The organism is Subtercola boreus (genome assembly GCF_003399625.1).
GTDB classification, from domain to species: Bacteria; Actinomycetota; Actinomycetes; order Actinomycetales; family Microbacteriaceae; genus Subtercola; species Subtercola boreus_C.
Map to the genome: position 1 here is coordinate 34771 of NZ_NBXA01000053.1, position 19337 is coordinate 54107.

A 19337-nucleotide genomic window follows, 5' to 3' on the forward strand; every position below is an offset into this window, starting at 1 on the left:
CTTCGCTTGACACGCGGTTTCGTCAGGAGCCGGTCGCACAACTACTAGGACCGCGGGCTGCCGCGGTCGGTTCGGAGCATCCACTGATGACGTCAACGACCATCGCGACGCAGAACACGGCCACCCTTTCCCTAGACCTTGCCGAGAGGATGAATGCGTATTGGCGAGCGGCGAATTATGTTTCGGTCGGACAGTTGTACCTGTACGCGAATCCGCTGCTCCGTGAGCCCTTGAAACTTGCCCATGTGAAGCCACTTGTCGTCGGGCATTGGGGCACGACGCCGGGACAGAATTTCATCTACGTGCATCTGAACCGGGTGATCACCAAGTACGACCTGGACATGTTCTACATCGCGGGCCCAGGTCACGGCGGCGCCGCACTGGTGGGGAACACGTATCTGGAAGGCACGTACAGCGAGGTCTATCCTGACGTCAGTCAAGATGAAACCGGTCTCACCCGGCTGTTCACACAGTTTTCTTTCCCCGGCGGGATCTCCAGCCACGTCGCGCCGACAACGCCGGGCTCCATCCATGAGGGCGGTGAGCTCGGCTACTCCCTGAGTCACGCCTTCGGCGCCGCTTTCGACAACCCCGATCTGATCGTGGCGTGCATCATCGGGGACGGTGAGGCCGAAACCGGGCCGTTGGCGACCTCCTGGCATTCCAACAAATTCCTCGACCCGATCACCGACGGTGCGGTGCTACCGATTCTGCATCTGAACGGCTGGAAGATCAGCAACCCCACGGTACTTGCCCGTATCGAGGGAGAAGAACTCGAACAATTCCTCCGCGGTTGCGGCTGGGACCCCATCTTCGTCGAAGGTGACGACCCTGCAGTGATGCATCAGCTGATGGCAGCTGCGCTGGATCAGGCCGTCGAAGACATCCGCGACACGCAAGCGGCCGCACGCAGCGCGAATGCCAGCTCAAGGCCCCGGTGGCCGATGATCGTCCTGCGATCGCCGAAAGGATGGACCGGCCCGAAAGAGGTCGACGGTCTCAAGATCGAGGGAACCTTCCGCTCACACCAGGTGCCGCTCCTGGTGGATCCGGAGCATCCCGAGCACGTCGCGCAACTCGAAGAATGGATGCGCAGTTACAAGCCCGAGGAACTCTTCGACCACGACGGCCGACTCATCCCGGAACTTGCTTCCCTCTCACCGGTCGGGGATCGCCGGATGGGCGCCAACCCGCACGCGAACGGCGGGCTGCTCCTGCACACCCTGCGGATGCCGGACTTCCACACTCACGCCGTGAGTGTCCCGGAACCGGGCTCCGTGGGAGCCGAAGACACCGGCGTGCTGGGTCAGTTTCTCCGTGACGTCGTCTCGTTGAACGAGCAGGGAAGAAATTTTCGCATCTTCGGACCCGACGAAACACTCTCGAACATCCTCGGGGCCGTTTTCGACGCCACCAACCGGCAGTGGAACGCACAAACCTCACCGGACGACGAATACCTCGCCCCCACCGGGCGGGTGCTGGACTCAATGCTCAGCGAACACCAGTCGGAAGGGTGGCTCGAAGGCTACCTCCTCACCGGCCGCCATGGTCTCTTCAACTGCTACGAAGCGTTCATCCACATCGTCGATTCCATGTTCAACCAGCACGCGAAATGGTTGAAAGTCACGAAAGAGCTGCCCTGGCGGCGCGGAATCGCGTCCCTGAACTACCTGCTCACCTCGCACGTGTGGCAACAGGACCACAACGGCTTCACCCATCAGGATCCTGGCTTCCTCGACCATGTCGTGAACAAAAAAGCCGACATCGTGCGCGTGTACCTGCCGCCGGACGCGAACACTCTCCTGTCCGTGTTTGATCACTGTCTACGAAGCCGCGACTACGTCAACGTCGTCGTCGCCGGCAAACACACCATGCCGCAATGGCTGACGATGGACCAGGCCGTCGTGCACTGCACCGAAGGCATCGGAATCTGGGACTGGGCCAGCAACGACCAACACGATGAACCGGACGTGGTGATGGCCTGCTGCGGGGACACCCCAACCCTCGAAGTTCTCGCCGCCGTGAGCATCCTCCGCGAGCATCTGCCCGAGCTGAAAATCCGGGTCATCAACGTGGTAGACCTGATGCGCCTGCAGCCCAGCACCGAGCATCCCCACGGCCTCACCGACACCGACTACGACTCGCTCTTCACCACCAACACACCAATCGTTTTCGCGTTCCACGGATACCCTGGGCTCATTCACCGCCTCACCTACCGCCGCACCAACCGCAACATGCATGTCCGCGGCTACAACGAGGAAGGCACCATCACCACACCCTTCGACATGCGCGTCCAAAACGGTCTGGACCGGTACCACCTTGTCCAAGATGTCATCGACCGCCTTCCACAAACCGGCTCAGAGGGCGCTCATCTCAAGCAGATCGTGACCGACAAACTCGTCGAACACAACAAATACATCGACACCCACGGCCAGGACATGCCCGAGATCCTCAACTGGAAGTGGCAGAGCACCCCGTGAGCGGCGATCTAGAAGCCATGGCACAGAACTTGGTGGCCGGCGCCAAAGGCCTCCTCGCAATCGATGAAAGCATCGGTACCTGCAACCGCCGGTTCGGACGATTCGGAATCCCTCAAACATCGGAGATGCGCCGTTCCTGGCGGGAGACGCTGATCACGACCCCGGGACTTTCCGAGTTCATCAGCGGCGCCATCCTCTTCGACGAAACGATCGAGCAGAAGGCGAGCAACGGGACCCGTTTTCTGGAGATCCTCGCTGGCGTTGGTATTGCCGCCGGAATCAAGGTAGACACCGGTACGGTGCCGCTCGCCGGCCATCCCGACGAGAAGATCACCGAGGGTTTGGATGGTCTCCGGCAGCGACTGGAGCGGTACTCGATGTTGGGGGCCTCGTTCGCGAAGTGGCGGGCGGTTTTCGCAATCGATCACGGAACTCCCAGTGCGGCGTCGGTAGCCGCCAACTCGAACGCCCTGGCACGGTATGCGGCGCTGTGTCAGGAAGCGGGAATGGTTCCCGTCGTCGAACCCGAAGTACTCATGCGAGGCACGCACTCCATCCAGGAATGCGAAGAAGCCACCGAGACTGTGCTTCGATCGGTTTTCGTCGCCCTCCAGCTTCACGGTGTGCAGCTCGAGGGGATGATTCTCAAACCCAACATGGTCGTCCCCGGCGCCGACAGCCCGAACCAAGTAGCGGCCGAGCTCGTGGCGCAGGCGACAGTGCGATGTCTGCGCCGCGTCGTGCCCGCCGCCGTTCCCGGTGTGCTCTTCCTCTCTGGCGGCCAACCCGGGCCCATCGCCACCGCCCGGCTGAACGCAATGAATTCGACCGGCCCAGACAGGCCCGGCCCGCAACCGTGGGCGCTGGGATTCTCTTTCGGTCGTGCCATCCAACAGCCGGCACTGGCAATTTGGGGCGGAGCTTCGTCCGAGAGGGGCGACGCCCAACTATCGGTACTGCACCGTGCACGCTGCAACACAGCCGCACGCCAGGGACTCTACGAACCGGCAATGGAGAACCACCAAACCCCAGCGATACACCCATATTCAGCGGCGGAACGTACAGCGTTACTGGCGTGATCTACTTCATCCGCCACGGCGAAACAGAATGGTCACTCACCGGAAAGCACACCGGTCAAACAGACATCCCCCTGACAACCCACGGAAAGAGTCAGGCACGCGCACTCACGCCACGGCTGCGCGATATCCCGTTCGCCGCCGTCATCTCAAGCCCCCTGCAACGAGCTGTCGAAACATGCCAGCTGTCCGGCCTTTTACTAACCGAAACCGTGCCAGACGTCGATGAATGGAACTACGGCCAGTACGAGGGGCTGACGTCTGACACGATCAGGGACACCCGGCCCGGGTGGGGCGTGTTCCGTGACGGATGCCCCGGCGGAGAGTCTGTCGACCAGGTTCAGCAGCGAGCCGACCGAGTCCTCAGCCGGCTACGCAGGTACCCCGGTAATGTTGCGGTTTTCTCGCACGGCCAGTTCGGTGAAGCGTTGGCGGCCCGATGGATCGGGCGCCCGGTGCTAGAGGCGCAACACTTTCACCTCGACCCGGCGACGGTCAGCATCTTCCAGATCGACCCCGCACATCCGGCGGTGCCGGTCATCTCACTATGGAACAGCTCCGGCACGCTTCCCGGGAAAAAGGACGCACTATGACGACCCCATCGGCCACAGCACCCACCGCGCTCAAAGACATGTCGTTGGCTCAGATCGAAAAAAAACTCGTCTCATCCGCGAAAGGCATCAGCGGTCATGAAGCGGCACACCGGCTCCTGCAGTACGGTCCGAACGAGATCGCTGAGAAGAACGACAACCAGCTCCTGAAGTTTCTCGGCTACTTCTGGGGCCCGATCCCGTGGATGATCGAAGCCGCCGTGATCCTCTCCGGAGTTCTGCAGCACTGGCCCGACTTCATCATCATTCTCGTGCTCCTGCTCGCCAACGCGGTCGTCGGATTCGTTGAGGAACGCCAAGCCGGCAATGCAGTGGCCGCTCTGAAAGCACAACTCGCCAGCACCGCAACCGTACTCCGTGACGGCACCTGGGCTGGATGCCCGGCCCGGGACCTCGTGCCGGGTGACGTCATCCGGCTACGCCTGGGGGACATTGTGCCAGCCGATGCCCGGCTCCTTGCCGGGGACCCCGTCGAAATCGACCAGTCCGCGCTGACCGGAGAATCCCTTCCCGTCACCGCGAAACCAGGCGACGCAGCCTACTCGGGCTCGATCCTCCGACACGGCGAAACGGACGCGCTGGTCTACGCGACAGGATCCGATACCTACTTCGGTGCGACAGCACACCTGGTTCAGGAGGCGCACACGGTCAGCCACTTCCAACGCGCCGTGTTGAAGATCGGCAACTTCCTCATCATCCTGGCCGTGGTCTTGGTCGCACTGATCGTCGTTGTCGCCATTGTTCGCGGTGATTCGCCCCTCACGACCCTGCAATTCGCTCTCGTCCTACTCGTGGCGGCGATCCCCGTCGCGATGCCGACGGTTCTATCTGTCACCATGGCCGTCGGAGCGCGCCTGCTGTCGAAAAAGAAAGCAATCGTCACCCGGCTCTCCGCGATCGAGGAGCTCGCGGGTGTGGACATCCTCTGCTCCGACAAGACCGGAACGCTCACCCAGAACTCCCTGACCCTCGGTGGTCCTTTTCTGTCTGGCACGGCAACCACAGAGGAGATCGTACTGTGCGGTGCCCTGGCGTCACGGGCCGAGGACAAAGACCCCATCGACCTCGCCGTCATCGGCGGCCTGCCACAATCAGTGCAGCTCTCTGACTACATCGTCACCGAATTCACCCCCTTCGATCCGGTACACAAACGCACCGAAGCCACCGTCACCGGAAAAGACGGAACCACCTTCAAGGTCACAAAGGGAGCACCTCAGGTGATCCTCGCGATGGTCGCGGATCACACCGCTATCAAAACCAGCGTCGACAAGGCTGTTCACGACTTTGCTGCACGCGGCTTCCGCTCCCTCGGCGTGGCCCGCGCAAGCACAACAGGGTCTTGGGAATTCCTCGGCGTACTGCCCCTCTTCGACCCACCCCGAAAAGACGCAGCACACACCATCGCAACAGCAGGGCAGATGGGCGTCGCCGTCAAGATGGTGACCGGCGACCAGCTCGCTATCGCCAAAGAAACCGCCAAAAAGCTGGGCATGGGCACCAACATCCTCGATGCCTCCGGCCTCGGTGACGCCAAACACAACGAAACAGCTGACGTCACCGCCTCAATCGAAACGTCCGACGGTTTCGCCCAAGTGTTCCCTGAACATAAGTTCCACATCGTCGACATCCTTCAGAAGAACGGCCACATCGTCGGTATGACCGGCGACGGCGTGAACGATGCGCCGGCGCTGAAAGAAGCCGACTGCGGAATCGCTGTCGCAGGTGCCACGGACGCGGCCCGCGCGGCCGCAGCAATCGTGCTCACGACACCCGGTCTTTCCGTGATCATCGACGCGATCAGGGAAAGCCGCCGCATCTTCCAGCGGATGAACAGCTACGCGATCTACCGCATCGCGGAGACTCTGCGGGTACTGCTGTTCATGACTCTCGCGATTCTCGTTTTCAATTTCTACCCGGTGACCGCGATCATGATCGTGCTGCTGGCTCTGATGAACGACGGCGCGATCCTAGCGATCGCCTACGATCACGTGCTCTACCGCAACAAACCAGAGAAATGGAAGATGCGTCCGGTTCTCAGCATCGCCAGTGTTCTCGGAATCATGGGCACGATTGCCGTTTTTGGGCTGCTGTTTCTCGCGCAGAACGTTTTCCATCTCAGCGGCCCGGAAGTGCAGACCATGATGTACCTGAAACTGTCAGTCGCCGGCCATCTCACGATCTTCCTTACGCGAACCCGTGGACCGTTCTGGTCTCAGCGCCCCGCCCGCATCCTTGTCATCGCAGTCTTCGGCACCCAGGCCATTGCCACCTGCTTCGCCCTGTTCGGACTCTTCATGGCAGCCCTTCCCTGGTGGTGGGTCGCGTTCGTCTGGGGATACGCGATCGTCTGGGCGCTGCTGAACGACCGAGTGAAGCTTGCCACCTACTGGGTTCTCGATCACCTGAAGACCCCTTTGACGACAGTGGGCCGCACGCGCGCCCTCACCCAGAACGCCCGCTGACATCCCCTACATATCCGACTCTCCGCTCAAAGCCACAACGAAGCGTTGACCGGACGACAATGTTTTGTGTTGCCCGTCGATATCCAGCTGAATGCGACGCCGCCGTCCTGCGTCAACCTGAACGCTGAGCCGGTCCTGGGTCAGTTCAACGCGAATACGCTGCTCCCGATACACGAGCACGAACGCGACCCTGTGCAGCTCCACCGGAAGTGCCGGGTGCAGCCACAGCGTGTCGCCCCGGATTTCTAGACCGGCATAGCAGCGGATCGCCATGTCCACCGACCCGGCCATCGCCCCCAGATGAATGCCTTCGTGTGTCGTACCTTGATGGCCGCCGGTCAGGTCGCTGGTAAGGGCGCTGCCCAAAAGCTCCCATGACCGGGTGCGGTCCCGCCGCGCCTCCACCCACGACTCGACAACGTTGCTGAGCGTCGAGCCGCGGGTCGACCGCGCGATGTAGAAATCGACCGTACGAACGATGGTGCGCGCAGGCAGCGTGTACCCCAGATCGGCGAAAATACCGCGAAGCTCCTCCGCGGAAAAGAGATACAGCAGCATGAGAACGTCAGCCTGTTTGGAGAGCCGGTAGTCGTTCGTGTTAAGGCCTTCCGCGTTCAGGATGAGGTCGAGCCGGCCCAGATTACCGTAACGGGCGCGATACGTGTCCCAATCGAACTCGGAGAGCGCCTCGTACCCTTCGAACTGGCTGATCACCCCATCGGCATGGAAAACCACCCGCAGTTTCCGGCTGATCCGAGCCCATAATCGTGTCTCACCCGCGACCAGATTCAGCTGATCCCACAGCGGCCCGCAATCTCGTCCTCTCAGAATAGTGATGGTCTGCAGCGCGCGTTTCAGCAGCCACGCGGTCATCACGTTCGTGTAGGCGTTGTTTCGAATTCCGCTACCCGGAGACCCCGGGTTGCCGTCATGGAACTCATCCGGCCCCATCACCCCGTCAATGTCGTAACGGTCATCGGCCGGGTTGTAGACAGCGATGCTGACAAAGAACCGGGCGACCTCGACGATCAACTCGGCACCCTCCCGGACCAAGAAATCCGTGTCACCGGTTGCCTCGTACAGCTGCCACGCACTGTAGGCGACAGCGAGACCGGCATGGTGTTCGAGGTGGGAGTTATCGGGCATCCACGACTGATTACGAGGGTTAAACAGCTCGGTTGGGGTCAGTTCACGGCCATCCATTCCGCTTTGCCACGGGAACATCGCACCCGAATGCCCGTTAGCTCGAGCGGCTGCCCGGGCCTCTTCGAGGCGCCGATACCGGTACCCGGTCACTGATCGGCTGATGTCGGGCCGGCGGAGCGTGACTATTGGGTACACAAAGATCTCATCCCAGAAGATGTGACCGCGGTAACCCTCACCACTCAACCCGCGTGCGGGTATACCTGCATCCGCATCGGCTCGGCCAGCAGCGACAGTCTGCAAGACATGGAAGGTGTTCACGTTGAGAGCGAGGGAGCGAGCGGGACTATTGCTCTCGATCTCAACGGCGAAGTCATCCCAGAGGGTTTGCCATTTCTTACGGTGCTCGTCTTCGAGTTCTGCCGGGTTCGGCGTTCGATCCATCCAGCGTTGCGCGGCCTCTGCCGGGGCCTCGACAGCGCGATCGTGTGAGGTCACCGCGACGACGGACTTGTCCACCCGAATCGGATGGCCCGGTGAAACCTGCACGTCGAACTCATGCCCGATCCACGTGTCACCGTTAGTGATCAGTCGCCGGCCCGACTCGAGTTGCTCCTCGCCGCCGAGCACTCTCGTTCGTTGCACAAGCGCAATCCGGATCTCAGACTGCGTCGTCATCACTTGCATCAGCACAGTGTCGGGCCCGGTGGCCTCCGCACGCGACGACACCAAATGCACATGAGCGAGCAACTGGTCTTCATCGACGTTCATGTTCGAGACCGCACCGTCGAGTGCGCTCTGGACAACAAACGCGCCCGACCAGTTTTCGGCCTCGATAGTCGTCTGCAACACGGCAATGTGGGGTGATGCGAGAGAAATGAACCTGCGAGACGTCACCACAGTGACTTTGTCGCCGTCATGCCGGTAACGCACCTCACGGGTAAGCACGGCCGCTTTCAAATCAAGCTCCTGCGAGTAGGACAAGATCTCCGCCGTACCGGGTTTGAGCCAGGCCCCGCCCGGGACTCGCAGGCGAAGCGGCAACCAGTTCGGAGCGTTGACCAAATGTTCGTCATCATCCGTGCGGGTACCGAAATCCGTTGTCACCCGGTTGAAAACACCGGCGAAATAGGTGCCGGGATAGTGAACGTCATCTGCGGAAGCTTCGGCAGCAGCGCCACGTGTTCCCCAGTAGGCGTTACTCAGCGTGCACAGAGTCTCGCGGTCGCCCTCTGTTGCCGGATCAAAGCTGTCGTACTTCAGCACCCACGGGTCCACCAACGAACCTGGTGAGGCGCCTGCGGCGGTGAGCTGACGCTCCCGGCTGAGGTCGAGTTCCCCCAAATCAGAGACGACAACGTCGGCGCCCGCGGCCCGCAATCGCTCGCCCGCACCATCGCGGTCCATCCCCACGACCAAACCGAAACCTCCCGCGGCGCCCGCCTGGACACCAGCCGTTGCGTCCTCCACCATGGCCGCAGAAGCCGGTGTTACACCCAACTGCCCTGCCGCCTCAAGGAACACAGCCGGATCGGGCTTACCTGGAAGGTGCAGACGGATCGCATCGTTACCATCTACACGAACAGAGAACAGATCCATCACCCCCGCAGCCGCGAGTACCGCAACGCAGTTCCGGCTCGACGTGACCACGGCCGTCGGCACTCCACGCCGCTGCAGGTGGCGCAGCAGGCGCACCGCGTCAGGAAATGCCGTCACACCGTCCTTGGCGATGACGAGGTCGAAGAAGTGTTGCTTACGCGCAGCCAACGCACGCACTGTCAACTGATCGTCGGGATCACCCACCGTGCCTTCCGGCAGCGTGATGTTGCGTGAGGCGAGGAAGGTTCGGATGCCGTCTTCTCGGGAGCGCCCGTCAACGTAACGGCGATAGTCGTCTGTCTGGTCGAAGGGTGACCCGCCGTTCGGCCCGAGTTTCGGGAGCACCTCGTCAAACAACTTCTTCCATGCGGCCGCGTGCACGAGCGCGGTTTCGGTAACCACTCCATCCATGTCGAAGACGATCGCCGCGTACGCGCAACGCCCCGAATGCAATATCGGGTACGCGGCATCGGCATCTGCAGCAGTCACGGGCATCCTCGGTTCGTCCACTTCGGGGGCAGGCACCAAGGGCCAGAGTGACTGATTTCAGCGCCACTCTATCGTGGGCGGATGCCAAACGATCAAGGCGCCATTGAGATCTCAGAAGCACAACGCGGAGCCGTGGGTACTAAGTCCTTGTGGCTCAAACAGCTGCAACGTAGTCTCGGTTTTGTTGCTCCGGTCCCTGGCAGCGGTGTTTCACCGACGTGCTGGAGGAGTTGTTGATGCGTCATCTCGTGACGGACGGACCGTGAATGAGGCAGCGCACGCTGTCCTGGTTGTGAATGTCGGGTCGTCTTCCTGCAAGATCTCTCTAGCGCGCGGCCGAGACGTGCAGCAGATCGACACTGGCGCAGATTCGGCACTCGAGTGGACCGCTCCCCGCTGGCAGGACTTCACCAAGACGCAGGGCGGCTTCACACCCGAGTTCGTGTTGCACCGGTTCGTGCACTCGGGAGGCGTCTTCGCCGGCCCGACCAGGATAGACGCCGCTGTCCGGGCCAATCTTGAAGGCCTTACCTCGCTGGCTCCGCTGCACACGAAGAACGCACTCAAAATTGTCGACACCGTGGCAGCCGCGTTCCCGCTGTCGACCGGAATCGCCTGTTTCGATACCACTTTCCACGAGACGCTGCCGCAAGCAGCGTTCACCTACGCAATACCGTCCGCGTGGAGAGAGGGACACGGTATCCGCAAATACGGGTTTCACGGATTCGCCCACGACTATGCCGACACGCGTGCACGAGAAATCCTCGGTCAGTCCCCGGTGTCGAAAGTTCTCAGTTGCCATCTCGGGTCAGGGGCGTCGCTGGCGGCCATCATCGACGGTGTGAGCTTCGATACCACGATGGGTTTCACGCCCGTCGATGGGCTGGTCATGGCTACCCGTCCCGGTTCCGTTGACCCCGGTGCTCTCGCGTGGCTGTTGGTCAACACGTCGCTGCGACCGAGCGAGATGGCTCACCTGCTCGAGCACTCTTCAGGCCTCACCGGTATCGCCGGACACGGTGACATGAAGCTGATCATGACAGCTGCCGGAAAAGGTGACCCGGAGGCGGTGCTCGCTTACGAAGTGTGGCTGCACCGGCTGGTGGGGGAGATGGGCCGCATGATCGCCGTGATGGGTGGAGTCGACCTGATCGTATTCGGTGGCGGCATAGGTAACCATGCCTGGCAGGCGCGGTCGGATGCCGTCGCGGCTCTTGGGTTCCTGAATGCACGCATCGATCCCGACACTAATCGCACCGCCCACGAGGACATGCTGATCAGCACACACGATTCTGCTGTCGCAACAGTCGTCCTGGAAGCGCGTGAAGATATCGCGATGCTCCGAAGCGCGGGGGCCGCCGGAGCTCTCCAGGAGTCACAGTCGAAGGAACAATGATGACAACCGAACCACCCAACAGAACAGCCGAGCACATCGATCGCATCGAAACCGCAGAAGACACGGTGGAAGAAAAGATCGCCGACGATTTGCTTCTCGAGTCCGGGCTCCTTCCGCTACCAGACGCCGCACCATCGGCTGGCCCTGCACCTGCTCCCTAAAGGAAATCGCCACGGAGCTTCGTCAGTACTCAGGGGGGCAGAGCTTCCGCCGAGTCCGGATGTCGGATACACCACATTGCAGCTAGCGCGTCAACATGGGTCGCGTGATCGACCGGCTCGGATGAGCACACCCGGAAACAAGGAGACCTAATGAACATATTCGCAGCCCTTGGTGACGCCCTCGCTACGGCTGCGTCGATGGCGTGGCAGATTCTCTGGCCTCTGGTGTTCGGTTTCACGATCTCGGGCGTGATTCAGGCCGTCGTTCGAAAAGACCGCATTACCGCGCTGATGGCCAACGATTCGCCTCGCGCTCTCACAGTCGCATCGCTGCTCGGCGCAGCATCGTCGTCCTGCTCATACGCCGCAGTAGCCTTGGCGCGGGCGTTGTTCCGTAAAGGGTCAAGCTTCTCCGCGGCGATGGCTTTCGAGATCGCTTCCACGAACCTTGTGCTCGAGCTCGGCCTCATCCTCGCGTTCGTCATGGGGTGGCAGTTCACGCTCGCCGAATTCGTCGGCGGCCCGATCATGATCATCCTTGTCGCCGTCGGCATGAGAATCTGGATGCACGGCCGCCTCATCGACCGAGCTCGAACCCAAGCCAACAAGGGTGTCGCCGGGTCCATGGAAGGTCATGCGGCGATGGACATGTCGGTGCGGAGCGATGCCAGTTTCTTCGGCAGGCTGTTCTCTCATGAGGGCATCACGAGCGTGTCAAAATACTTCGTGATGGACTGGGCCGCAGTGCTTCGCGATATCGTCATCGGCGTGCTGATTGCCGGTGCGTTCGCAGCATGGGTACCCACCGAGTGGTTGCAGGCGATCTTCTTCGAAAACAACCCGACTCTTTCCTTCATTCTCGGCCCGCTCATCGGACCACTGCTGGCGATGGTCAGCTTCGTATGCTCGGTCGGCAACGTACCCCTTGCAGCGGTGCTCTGGAACGGCGGTATCAGCTTCGGCGGGGTTGTGAGCTTTATCTTCGCCGACCTGATCATCATCCCGATCATCCTGATCTACAAGAAGTACTACGGCTGGGCGGTGGCACTGCGCATCACCGGCATCTTCTACGCAGCAATGGTGCTCGCCGGGTACGCCGTCGAGCTGATCTTCACCCCCCTGGGTCTCGTGCCCACCAACCGTAATCTCAGCATCGTCGAGGCGGGGATTTCCTGGAACTACACGACCTGGCTGAACATCATCGCGATCACCCTCGCCGGCGTGCTGCTGGTGGTGTTCTTCCGTTCCGGGAGCGGCCCGATGCTGACGATGATGGGCGGCGCACCCGAGCCGGAGGCTGGTCATGGCGAAGACACATCGACCGAAGCGCGACAGAGATAGCCCAGCATTCCCCGCGTTCATCGCGTGGTGTATGCCGATTCTGTGGGCAGGGAAACGCGGAAGTATTCGCAAATCCTGACGACTCAGGGAACACCACTCGCCGGCCAGGCCTTATGGACTCGTTGGCACGTGGGTCTAGTCGGGGATGGGCGGGTATCCGCCGTCAGGGTGGGGGAGTGTGTGCATCCAGAGCATGGCCGCGTCGGCCCGCTCTAAAGCTGCTGCCGCTATCTCGATCGCGACCCGGGAATCATGTCAGTCGGTGTTCCAGCTGTCTTCGGCCATCACGATTCGGCCTTCATCGCCGAGCCGGCGAAGGCGGCGGAGTGATGCGCGGATCTCCTCGCGAATGTCATCTGCGCTCACCGGCTCCGTCATGCTGTCACGCTCGACGCGACCGCACCATGCACAATCTCCGAGAGAGTGCCCGCATCGAAGGCCGGCGCGTCGCTGTCCACCAGGTCGGCTGCGGCTTGTTCGTACCTATATAAGGTCGCTCTGGACCAGCCGACGAGCCGGGCAGCATCGGCGGCCGTCTTCCCACCTTTCCGGGCGCCGCGTACGATCTCGAGTTTCTCTGCAATTACCTTCGGGTCGCTGGCGGGCCGACCGAACCGGGTGCCGGCCGCTTGGGCGACGGCGATGCCGGCGTTGACGCGTTCGACGATGAGCTCGCGCTCGTACTCGGCCAGGGTGGCGAGCATGCCGAGCATCATCCTGCCGGTTTTCGTCGACGGGTCGATCCCGTCAGACACGGACCGCACGTTGATACCGGCTTGCTGTAGCGACTTCACCGTGTTGAGCACATCGATCAGCGACCGGCCGAGCCGGTCGATCCTCCAGACCACGACGGTGTCACCCTCGACGGCGTGCTGAAGGAGCTGTCTCATCGCGGGCCTGCTCGCCGCGACCTTTGTTCCCGAGGTGACGTCGGAAAAGATGTCCCGCTGCTGAACCCCAATTTTCACGAGTGCGTCAACCTGTAGCTGCGCATCCTGCGCCGCGGTGCTGATCCGCGTGTACCCGAGTAGTCTCATGCCGCCATCATGCCTTAGGAAGTCCTAGAAACCGGCGCGAGACACGCACGACTGCGAGATGAGTTTCCAAGACAACTGGCAACCGCGGAATCTCGCGGATCTTGCAGGGCGTTCCGCGGGGGAGTGGGTGCCTCAGAAACCTTTAGCTTGTCGAGACATCACCTGGCTGGAGTGCTCAAGTCCGGGAGCGCACCGCGATGTCAAACCGTGCGACGCAAAGATGTTCGTTTGCTTCGTCAGGGGTCTGGGGGGCAGAACAACGCTCAGTGCCAGGTGATCCGGCACACGCTTCGCTGCGTGATCCTAAATTGAAGCACGAGGGTGTGGCGGGATGATCGGGGTTCTGTCTGTGTAGGGGGATGACGTTTCAAAACATCGTAGAGTTCGTCGATGCGCATTGACGGCTCCGGTGTTCTGATCATCGTGGGCGGTGCGGCGATCTCGTCAGGACAGTCCGGGGCCAAGGGCCGGCTATCGCCTATACCGCCAGTATTTCGGCCGGTCGATCCTGCTCGCTCTCGAGTTCCTGGTCGCGGCCGGCATCATTCGCACGGTCGCTGTCACCCCCGACACGCAACAGCGTCGCTGTAATTGCGGCGATCATCCTAATCCGCACCTTTCTGAGTTTCTCGCTCGAACTTGAGATCACCGGCCGGTGGCCGTGGCAGACCTGGAAAACTCCCTCCGCAGAGTCGGACTCCGCGCTGGGTTCGATGGGTACTGCGGGCTGACTTACCGGTCTGTCACTTGACGGATCCCCGCTGGCTGTCGTAGACACCACGGGCTGGAACCAGTGCGGGGGGATTCATGCTCAGGGCAGCCGAAGCGACAAAAGCCGCTACCAGAAGTCCTGCGCAGACCCAGAATGCCTCCGAATAGCCCTCGGTGCTGCCCTGAGCTGTCAACGGAGCAACGAGGGCTACGCCGAGCGAGCCGCCAACGCCGACGGAAACCCCGTTCAGAGCGGGAAGAAGGCCTGGAGCACTCACCGGACTCAGCAGAACCGAAAGCCCGTTGATCATCGGGAGTACCACCCCACTGAAACACACACCGAGACCGCAGATGGCGAGAATTCTCAGCGTCATGTTGGGGGCGAGGGCTGCGGCGGCCAGCGCGATCGCCGAGCCCATGAGGCCGACTCTGAGCAACAAGATCCAACCGAGACGGGGGGCCAGTCGGCCCGAGACAGGGGCAAGAGCGAGCGCGAGAACCGCAGGCGGAATGAGGAAGAACAGGGCGGTATCGAAGGAGTTGAGGCCATATCCACCACGAAGATCCTGTGCGAGAAGGACAACAAGATAGCTGGTGGTCGCAAACGCACCGGCGATGCCGGCAAGTGTGGTGATGAGGAACGGCCAGATCGATCGAGAGGTAAGGAGGCGCACAACCACCAATGGGGTGGATGCGGACTGCGCATGCTGGGCGTACAGGACTAGGAGCAACGGTGTGCACAGCAGGAGAATCACGCCGAACAGGGGAGGCCAGGTCGCTGTCGTGAGAACGAATAAACCGCTGTTCAGGAGGATGATCGCGGCGCTGACGATCACGGCACCGAGACTATCGAATCTTTCTACGCGCAGAGAGCGCGGGATTGTTGCGTGAGGTAAAACCCGCCACAGAAGAATGAGAGCGATGATTCCCACTCCTGCGACGACGGCAAAGACTGGTCGATAGCCGAATCGGTCTCGAATCGCGCCACCAGCAAGTCCGTCCAGCCCGAACAGACCTCCCCCGAAGGCACTGATGAGTCCGACCGTCGATCCGAAGACCAAGGGTGTGAGGGTCTCCCTCAGAACGAGATAGGTCAGCGGAAAGACAGCGCCGGAGACCCCCTCCAGCGTCCGGCCAAGGAGGAGAAGCGTTACTGAGGGCGCCACGGCAACTACCAGGCTCCCCACCGCTGACACGAGCACGACCGCGAGGAAGACCGAGCGCCTGCTCCGATAGTCACTCAGCCGCACAGCCACCAGGCTGGAAACGCCGCTGGCGAGAAAGAACAGCGCCTGCGAACCGGCGGTAGCGCCGCTTGGGGCTCCGAGTTCTGCAGCGATTGCGGGAAGCACTGGCGCGACCATCGAAATGCCGAGCTGGTAGCTCAGTACCCCGAAGATCAGCGCGACGACTTTCCCCCTGTGAGACGGAGGGAAGTGTCGCGGTTTCAGTGTTCGACTCCGTCGGAATCGTCAGGGGCGGGTGCTGACGTGTACGGCACTTCCAGTGCTGAGAAGGAAGGAATCCGGTCGCGCTCGATGTGGGTGTAGGCCACCGCCTCTGCAACACGTTCATTCCCGGAGGCAATGGCGTCTCGCAGATTGACGTGATCGTCGAATGCATCATCGGCGTCCAGTCGAGAGGTGAGATAGAACAACCACAGCATCTGTCCTGTGACCGAACGCATCATCGTCTTCATCAACCGATTGCCGGCGAGGTCGACGACGGCTTCGTGATACCAGGTGCTTGCCTGGGCGACCTCGAACAGATCGCCCGAGTGCACGACATTCTGCGAATGACTCAGGGCATCAGTGAGCGGCTTCATCGATGCCCCGGCGGCCACTTGCCTTGCAGCGTAGCGGGCGGCTCCGACCTCGATGCACAGCCTCAGATCGAAGAGGTCGTTGACCCGCTTCTCGTCCCAGCTAGTGACGACAGCTCCGCGTCGCGGAAAAGTCTGCACAAACCCGTCCATCTCTAACTGCGGTACGGCCTCACGGAGAGGAACACGTGATACCTCGAGCTCTTCGGCAAGTCGTTGCTCCGCCAAACGCGAACCTTGTGGATAGCGCCCAAGGATGATGCGTCGCCTCAGCTCGAAGTACGTCTGCTGCGATAATGAACTCTTTCGACCGGTCTCGGACAGCACATCAATGTCGATGGTCACCTGGCCTCCGTTTCTCTGAATTGTTTCGAGCATGATGTGGCTACTTCGAGATCGAGAGCTTACTGAAGTCAAGCTCATTCGCCCCGATGTTCTGGGACTGCGGGACACCCTGAAGCCACTTCTGAGACACAACCCAGTCCTTATTGTTCGACAATGTCATGTAGCACCCTGTCGCTGAATACGTCTGAGCAGCTCGTGCGAAGAGGGCATTGTCTCCTGTCAGCACCGCAGCATTGAGATCAGCGTCGGTTGAGGGGTCATCGCACTGGAAATAGTTGATGCCGCCGGTCTTATCCCAGAAGACATGGCCCCACATATACGGGTTGCCGCCGTCGGCGCCGTTGTTGCCGTCGATGAATGCGTCCGGCCCTTGGGTGGGATCGTTCGCCCAGCCGAAGATCTGCGATGTGGGGAAACTCTGGGCGCTGGCCTGCACGCCATCGGCCTGCATGTCGGCGGCTACGATGTTGGCCATCTGCTGGGCGTTGGTGTTGTCCGAGGCGTAGCCGATCACCATCGGTGTTCCGGTCGGCAGGGTCTTGGCATATGCGGCCATCACCGTCGGGTCGAACGAAAGGTTCTGCTTGTCTAAGCCATCGGGCATCATTCCCTTGGCGTAAAGCGTCGTCGCAGGCTCAGATCGGGCTCCCAATACCTGGTCCACTAGCTTCTGCTGATCGATGGACTGCAAGAACGCCGTTCTGCTCTCCTTTGTCGAGAAGAACTCTTTACTCGGGTTTGTGAGCACGAGAGCCGCCTGAAAGGTCGGCAGCAGATCACTATTGAAGGCAGGATTGTTCTGGTACTTGGGCAGGCTCGAAGACGGAAGGTTCGCCACGCTGACAGAGACATCGCCGTGGTCGATGGCCAGTTGGAGCGCTGAGACATCGCTGAAGACAGGGAGCTCGACGGAGGTGAACGGCGAGATCGTCCCCCAGTACCCCGGGTACTGGGTGAGGGTGTATTTGCTGCCCACGATGGCGCCGGTCAGTTCATACGGCCCCGTGCCGACGTCGTGGGTCTGCAGGTATGTCTGTGCATTGTCTGCACCGGCATTTGCCTGGAGGGCGGTCGGAGACTCCATTTTCGGCCCGAACGGTGAGGCGAGATAGTCGAGGAAGGCCGCATTCGGGTTCTTGAGCGTGACGACTGCAGTGAGGTCGTCCGGGGTGTCCACGGAGCTCACGTCGGCGACCATGTAGGCAGCTCCGCCGTTGACGGCGAGCCGTCGCTCGAACGACTGCCTGACGGCGTCTGACGTGAATGGCGTGCCGTCGTGGAAGGTGACGCCGGGATGCAGTGAAAAGGTGTAGACCGTGTTGTCAGCCGAGACCGTCCAGGAATCCGCCAACCTCGGGGCGATCTGCCGGGTGTCGACGTTGTTTTGGTACTGCACGAGACCCTCGTAGGTGTTGAGCACGATCGCAAGTCCGTTGTTCGCGTAGTACACGTCCGGGTCCGGCGGCTGGCCGATATCGTTCAGAAGACCGACAGTGAGAACCCCATCGGTCGGTGCCGGGTTGGGTTTCTGTGGACCGTTCGCCGCGCAGGCGGTGAGGGTGATCATCGATGAGACGGCCAGTGCGACCAGTACTCCCCGCAATGCTCTATTTCGGTTCGGTGAGAGTGACACTTCTTGCTCCTTTGCAGTGGTGAGGGGTGAAGATCGCCGGGTCACGCGCTGAGACGCGGGTCGGCGAGAGTCTGCAGAACGTCGACGATCGCGTTTACGATGATGTAGATCGTGCCGAGAACGAGAGTGACGCCGGCGATGGCTGGAAAATCCGAGACGGGGATGCTGTTGGCCAGGTAGTTGCCGATACCCGGCCAGCTGAAGATCTGTTCGACGACAACAACGCCAGCGAACATGAAGCCCAGTTGCAGGCCGGCCATCGAGAGTGCGGGGCCGATCGAGTTTCGGATGACGTGTCGAGCGATGACGACGTGACCCTTCAACCCCTTCGACTCGGCAGTGCGAACGAAGTCGGCTTGCAGGGTGGATTCGAGGCTCGAACGAAGGATTCGTCCAATCGCGATTGCAGGGGCGATGGCTAGAACCACGCCCGGCAGAATCAAGTGTTGCCAAGCGACTCCCCAGGTTCCGGGGTCTCCCGTGACGATGCTGTCGATCAGCAGGAACCCGGTCGGTCCGGTGGTGTCTGCTCCCTGGCCAGACGCCGGAAGCCAGCTCAGCTGGGCGTAGAAGATCACGATGCCGCCGAGCGCGAGCAGGAACGGGGGAGCGGTCGCCAGTACCAATAGGGGCCCCCGGTAGAAGGCGCTTCCGCGCCAGCGGAGCGCACCAGAGACGGCGAAGATCGTACCGAGGATCAGTGCGAACACGAACGATACTGTGACCAGCTCGATCGTTGCCGGCAGAAAGGCAGCCAGGTCACTCGTGACCGAACGATGGCTGCGGAAGGACATGCCGAGATCGCCGTGCAGCAGGTTCGTCAGAAATTGGAGGTACTGCACGGGGAGAGGGTCGTTCAGACCGAGCGCCTGACGTTCGGCAGCCACTGCCGCCGGCGAGGCGTTATTGCCGAGGAATGCTTTCACCGGGTCGCCGGGAGAGACGGCTTGAAGCAGGAAGATGATGGCCGTGAGCACGAGGAGGAGCACGACGGCCGACGCCAGGCGGCGCACGACGAATCTGGTCATTGG

At 61.4% G+C, this 19337-nt stretch carries 13 protein-coding genes and 1 pseudogene; 7 read left to right on the top strand and 7 right to left on the bottom strand.

Features of this window, described 5'->3' with window-relative positions:
• Nucleotides 1-86 precede the first annotated feature (86 nt).
• Genes B7R21_RS18890 through B7R21_RS18905 form a run of 4 tightly spaced genes read left to right on the top strand, consistent with a single transcriptional unit; the run spans nt 87 to nt 6629 of the window.
• Nucleotides 87-2480, top strand: a complete 2394-nt coding sequence (locus B7R21_RS18890) for a phosphoketolase family protein (protein WP_116284806.1) — start codon at nt 87-89, stop codon at nt 2478-2480.
• Complete coding sequence (locus B7R21_RS18895) at nt 2477-3559, top strand: class I fructose-bisphosphate aldolase (protein ID WP_216364316.1); 1083 nt, start codon at nt 2477-2479, stop codon at nt 3557-3559. Before B7R21_RS18890 ends, B7R21_RS18895 begins: the two co-directional genes overlap by 4 nt.
• Nucleotides 3556-4149, top strand: a complete 594-nt coding sequence (locus tag B7R21_RS18900; RefSeq protein ID WP_216364317.1) for a histidine phosphatase family protein — start codon at nt 3556-3558, stop codon at nt 4147-4149. Before B7R21_RS18895 ends, B7R21_RS18900 begins: the two co-directional genes overlap by 4 nt.
• Complete coding sequence (locus B7R21_RS18905; RefSeq protein WP_216364318.1) at nt 4104-6629, top strand: plasma-membrane proton-efflux P-type ATPase; 2526 nt, start codon at nt 4104-4106, stop codon at nt 6627-6629. The genes B7R21_RS18900 and B7R21_RS18905 overlap by 46 nt, the downstream gene beginning before the upstream one ends.
• A gap of 6 nt (nt 6630-6635) precedes the next feature.
• Here B7R21_RS18905 and B7R21_RS18910 read toward each other — a convergent pair whose 3' ends face one another.
• A complete protein-coding gene (locus B7R21_RS18910; protein WP_216364319.1) occupies nt 6636-9860 on the bottom strand; it encodes a beta-phosphoglucomutase family hydrolase in 3225 nt (1074 codons plus the stop codon).
• Nucleotides 9861-10203: 343 nt separating this feature from the next.
• On the opposite strand from B7R21_RS18910, the gene B7R21_RS18915 reads away from it, so the two are divergent.
• Both B7R21_RS18915 and B7R21_RS18920 read left to right on the top strand, forming a co-directional pair.
• Nucleotides 10204-11256, top strand: a complete 1053-nt coding sequence (locus B7R21_RS18915) for an acetate/propionate family kinase (protein WP_172592287.1) — start codon at nt 10204-10206, stop codon at nt 11254-11256.
• 311 nt (nt 11257-11567) lie between these two features.
• Entirely contained in the window at nt 11568-12758 is a 1191-nt protein-coding gene (locus B7R21_RS18920; RefSeq protein ID WP_116284809.1) for a permease, read from the top strand.
• A gap of 255 nt (nt 12759-13013) precedes the next feature.
• Here the strand turns inward: B7R21_RS18920 and B7R21_RS20910 are convergent, their stop codons facing one another.
• Nucleotides 13014-13136 (bottom strand): hypothetical protein, encoded by a 123-nt coding sequence (locus B7R21_RS20910; protein WP_301182569.1) that lies wholly within the window; start codon nt 13134-13136, stop codon nt 13014-13016.
• Entirely contained in the window at nt 13133-13795 is a 663-nt protein-coding gene (locus tag B7R21_RS18925) for a recombinase family protein (RefSeq protein ID WP_116284810.1), read from the bottom strand. Before B7R21_RS18925 ends, B7R21_RS20910 begins: the two co-directional genes overlap by 4 nt.
• Nucleotides 13796-14154: 359 nt before the next feature.
• Between B7R21_RS18925 and B7R21_RS18930 the strand changes: the two are divergent.
• Nucleotides 14155-14526 (top strand): annotated as a pseudogene (locus B7R21_RS18930) (DUF1622 domain-containing protein).
• A 12-nt stretch (nt 14527-14538) separates the two neighbouring features.
• On the opposite strand, the gene B7R21_RS18935 reads toward B7R21_RS18930, so the two are convergent.
• The 4 genes from B7R21_RS18935 to B7R21_RS18950 all read right to left on the bottom strand — a co-directional run bounded on the left by B7R21_RS18935 (nt 14539) and on the right by B7R21_RS18950 (nt 19334).
• The gene (locus tag B7R21_RS18935) at nt 14539-15957 is read right to left on the bottom strand and encodes an MFS transporter (RefSeq protein WP_367379421.1); all 1419 of its coding nucleotides are present in this window, start codon (nt 15955-15957) and stop codon (nt 14539-14541) included.
• A complete protein-coding gene (locus B7R21_RS18940) occupies nt 15954-16673 on the bottom strand; it encodes a GntR family transcriptional regulator (protein WP_216364320.1) in 720 nt (239 codons plus the stop codon). The genes B7R21_RS18935 and B7R21_RS18940 overlap by 4 nt, the downstream gene beginning before the upstream one ends.
• Nucleotides 16674-16713: 40 nt before the next feature.
• A complete protein-coding gene (locus B7R21_RS18945; RefSeq protein WP_172592288.1) occupies nt 16714-18240 on the bottom strand; it encodes an ABC transporter substrate-binding protein in 1527 nt (508 codons plus the stop codon).
• A gap of 107 nt (nt 18241-18347) precedes the next feature.
• Nucleotides 18348-19334: an ABC transporter permease gene (locus tag B7R21_RS18950; protein ID WP_116284814.1), complete on the bottom strand. Its 987-nt coding sequence runs from the start codon at nt 19332-19334 to the stop codon at nt 18348-18350.
• Nucleotides 19335-19337 lie beyond the last annotated feature (3 nt).

What these genes read in the sequence shown, in the direction of transcription:
- B7R21_RS18890 (WP_116284806.1), top strand. Translation starts at nt 87, where the DNA reads ATGACGTCAACGACCATCGCGACGCAGAACACGGCCACCCTTTCCCTA.
- B7R21_RS18905 (WP_216364318.1), top strand. Translation starts at nt 4,104, where the DNA reads ATGGAACAGCTCCGGCACGCTTCCCGGGAAAAAGGACGCACTATGACG.
- B7R21_RS20910 (WP_301182569.1), bottom strand. Translation starts at nt 13,136, where the DNA reads ATGACGGAGCCGGTGAGCGCAGATGACATTCGCGAGGAGATCCGCGCA.
- B7R21_RS18925 (WP_116284810.1), bottom strand. Translation starts at nt 13,795, where the DNA reads ATGAGACTACTCGGGTACACGCGGATCAGCACCGCGGCGCAGGATGCG.
- B7R21_RS18950 (WP_116284814.1), bottom strand. Translation starts at nt 19,334, where the DNA reads ATGACCAGATTCGTCGTGCGCCGCCTGGCGTCGGCCGTCGTGCTCCTC.
- B7R21_RS18945 (WP_172592288.1), bottom strand. Translation starts at nt 18,240, where the DNA reads ATGATCACCCTCACCGCCTGCGCGGCGAACGGTCCACAGAAACCCAAC.
- B7R21_RS18920 (WP_116284809.1), top strand. Translation starts at nt 11,568, where the DNA reads ATGAACATATTCGCAGCCCTTGGTGACGCCCTCGCTACGGCTGCGTCG.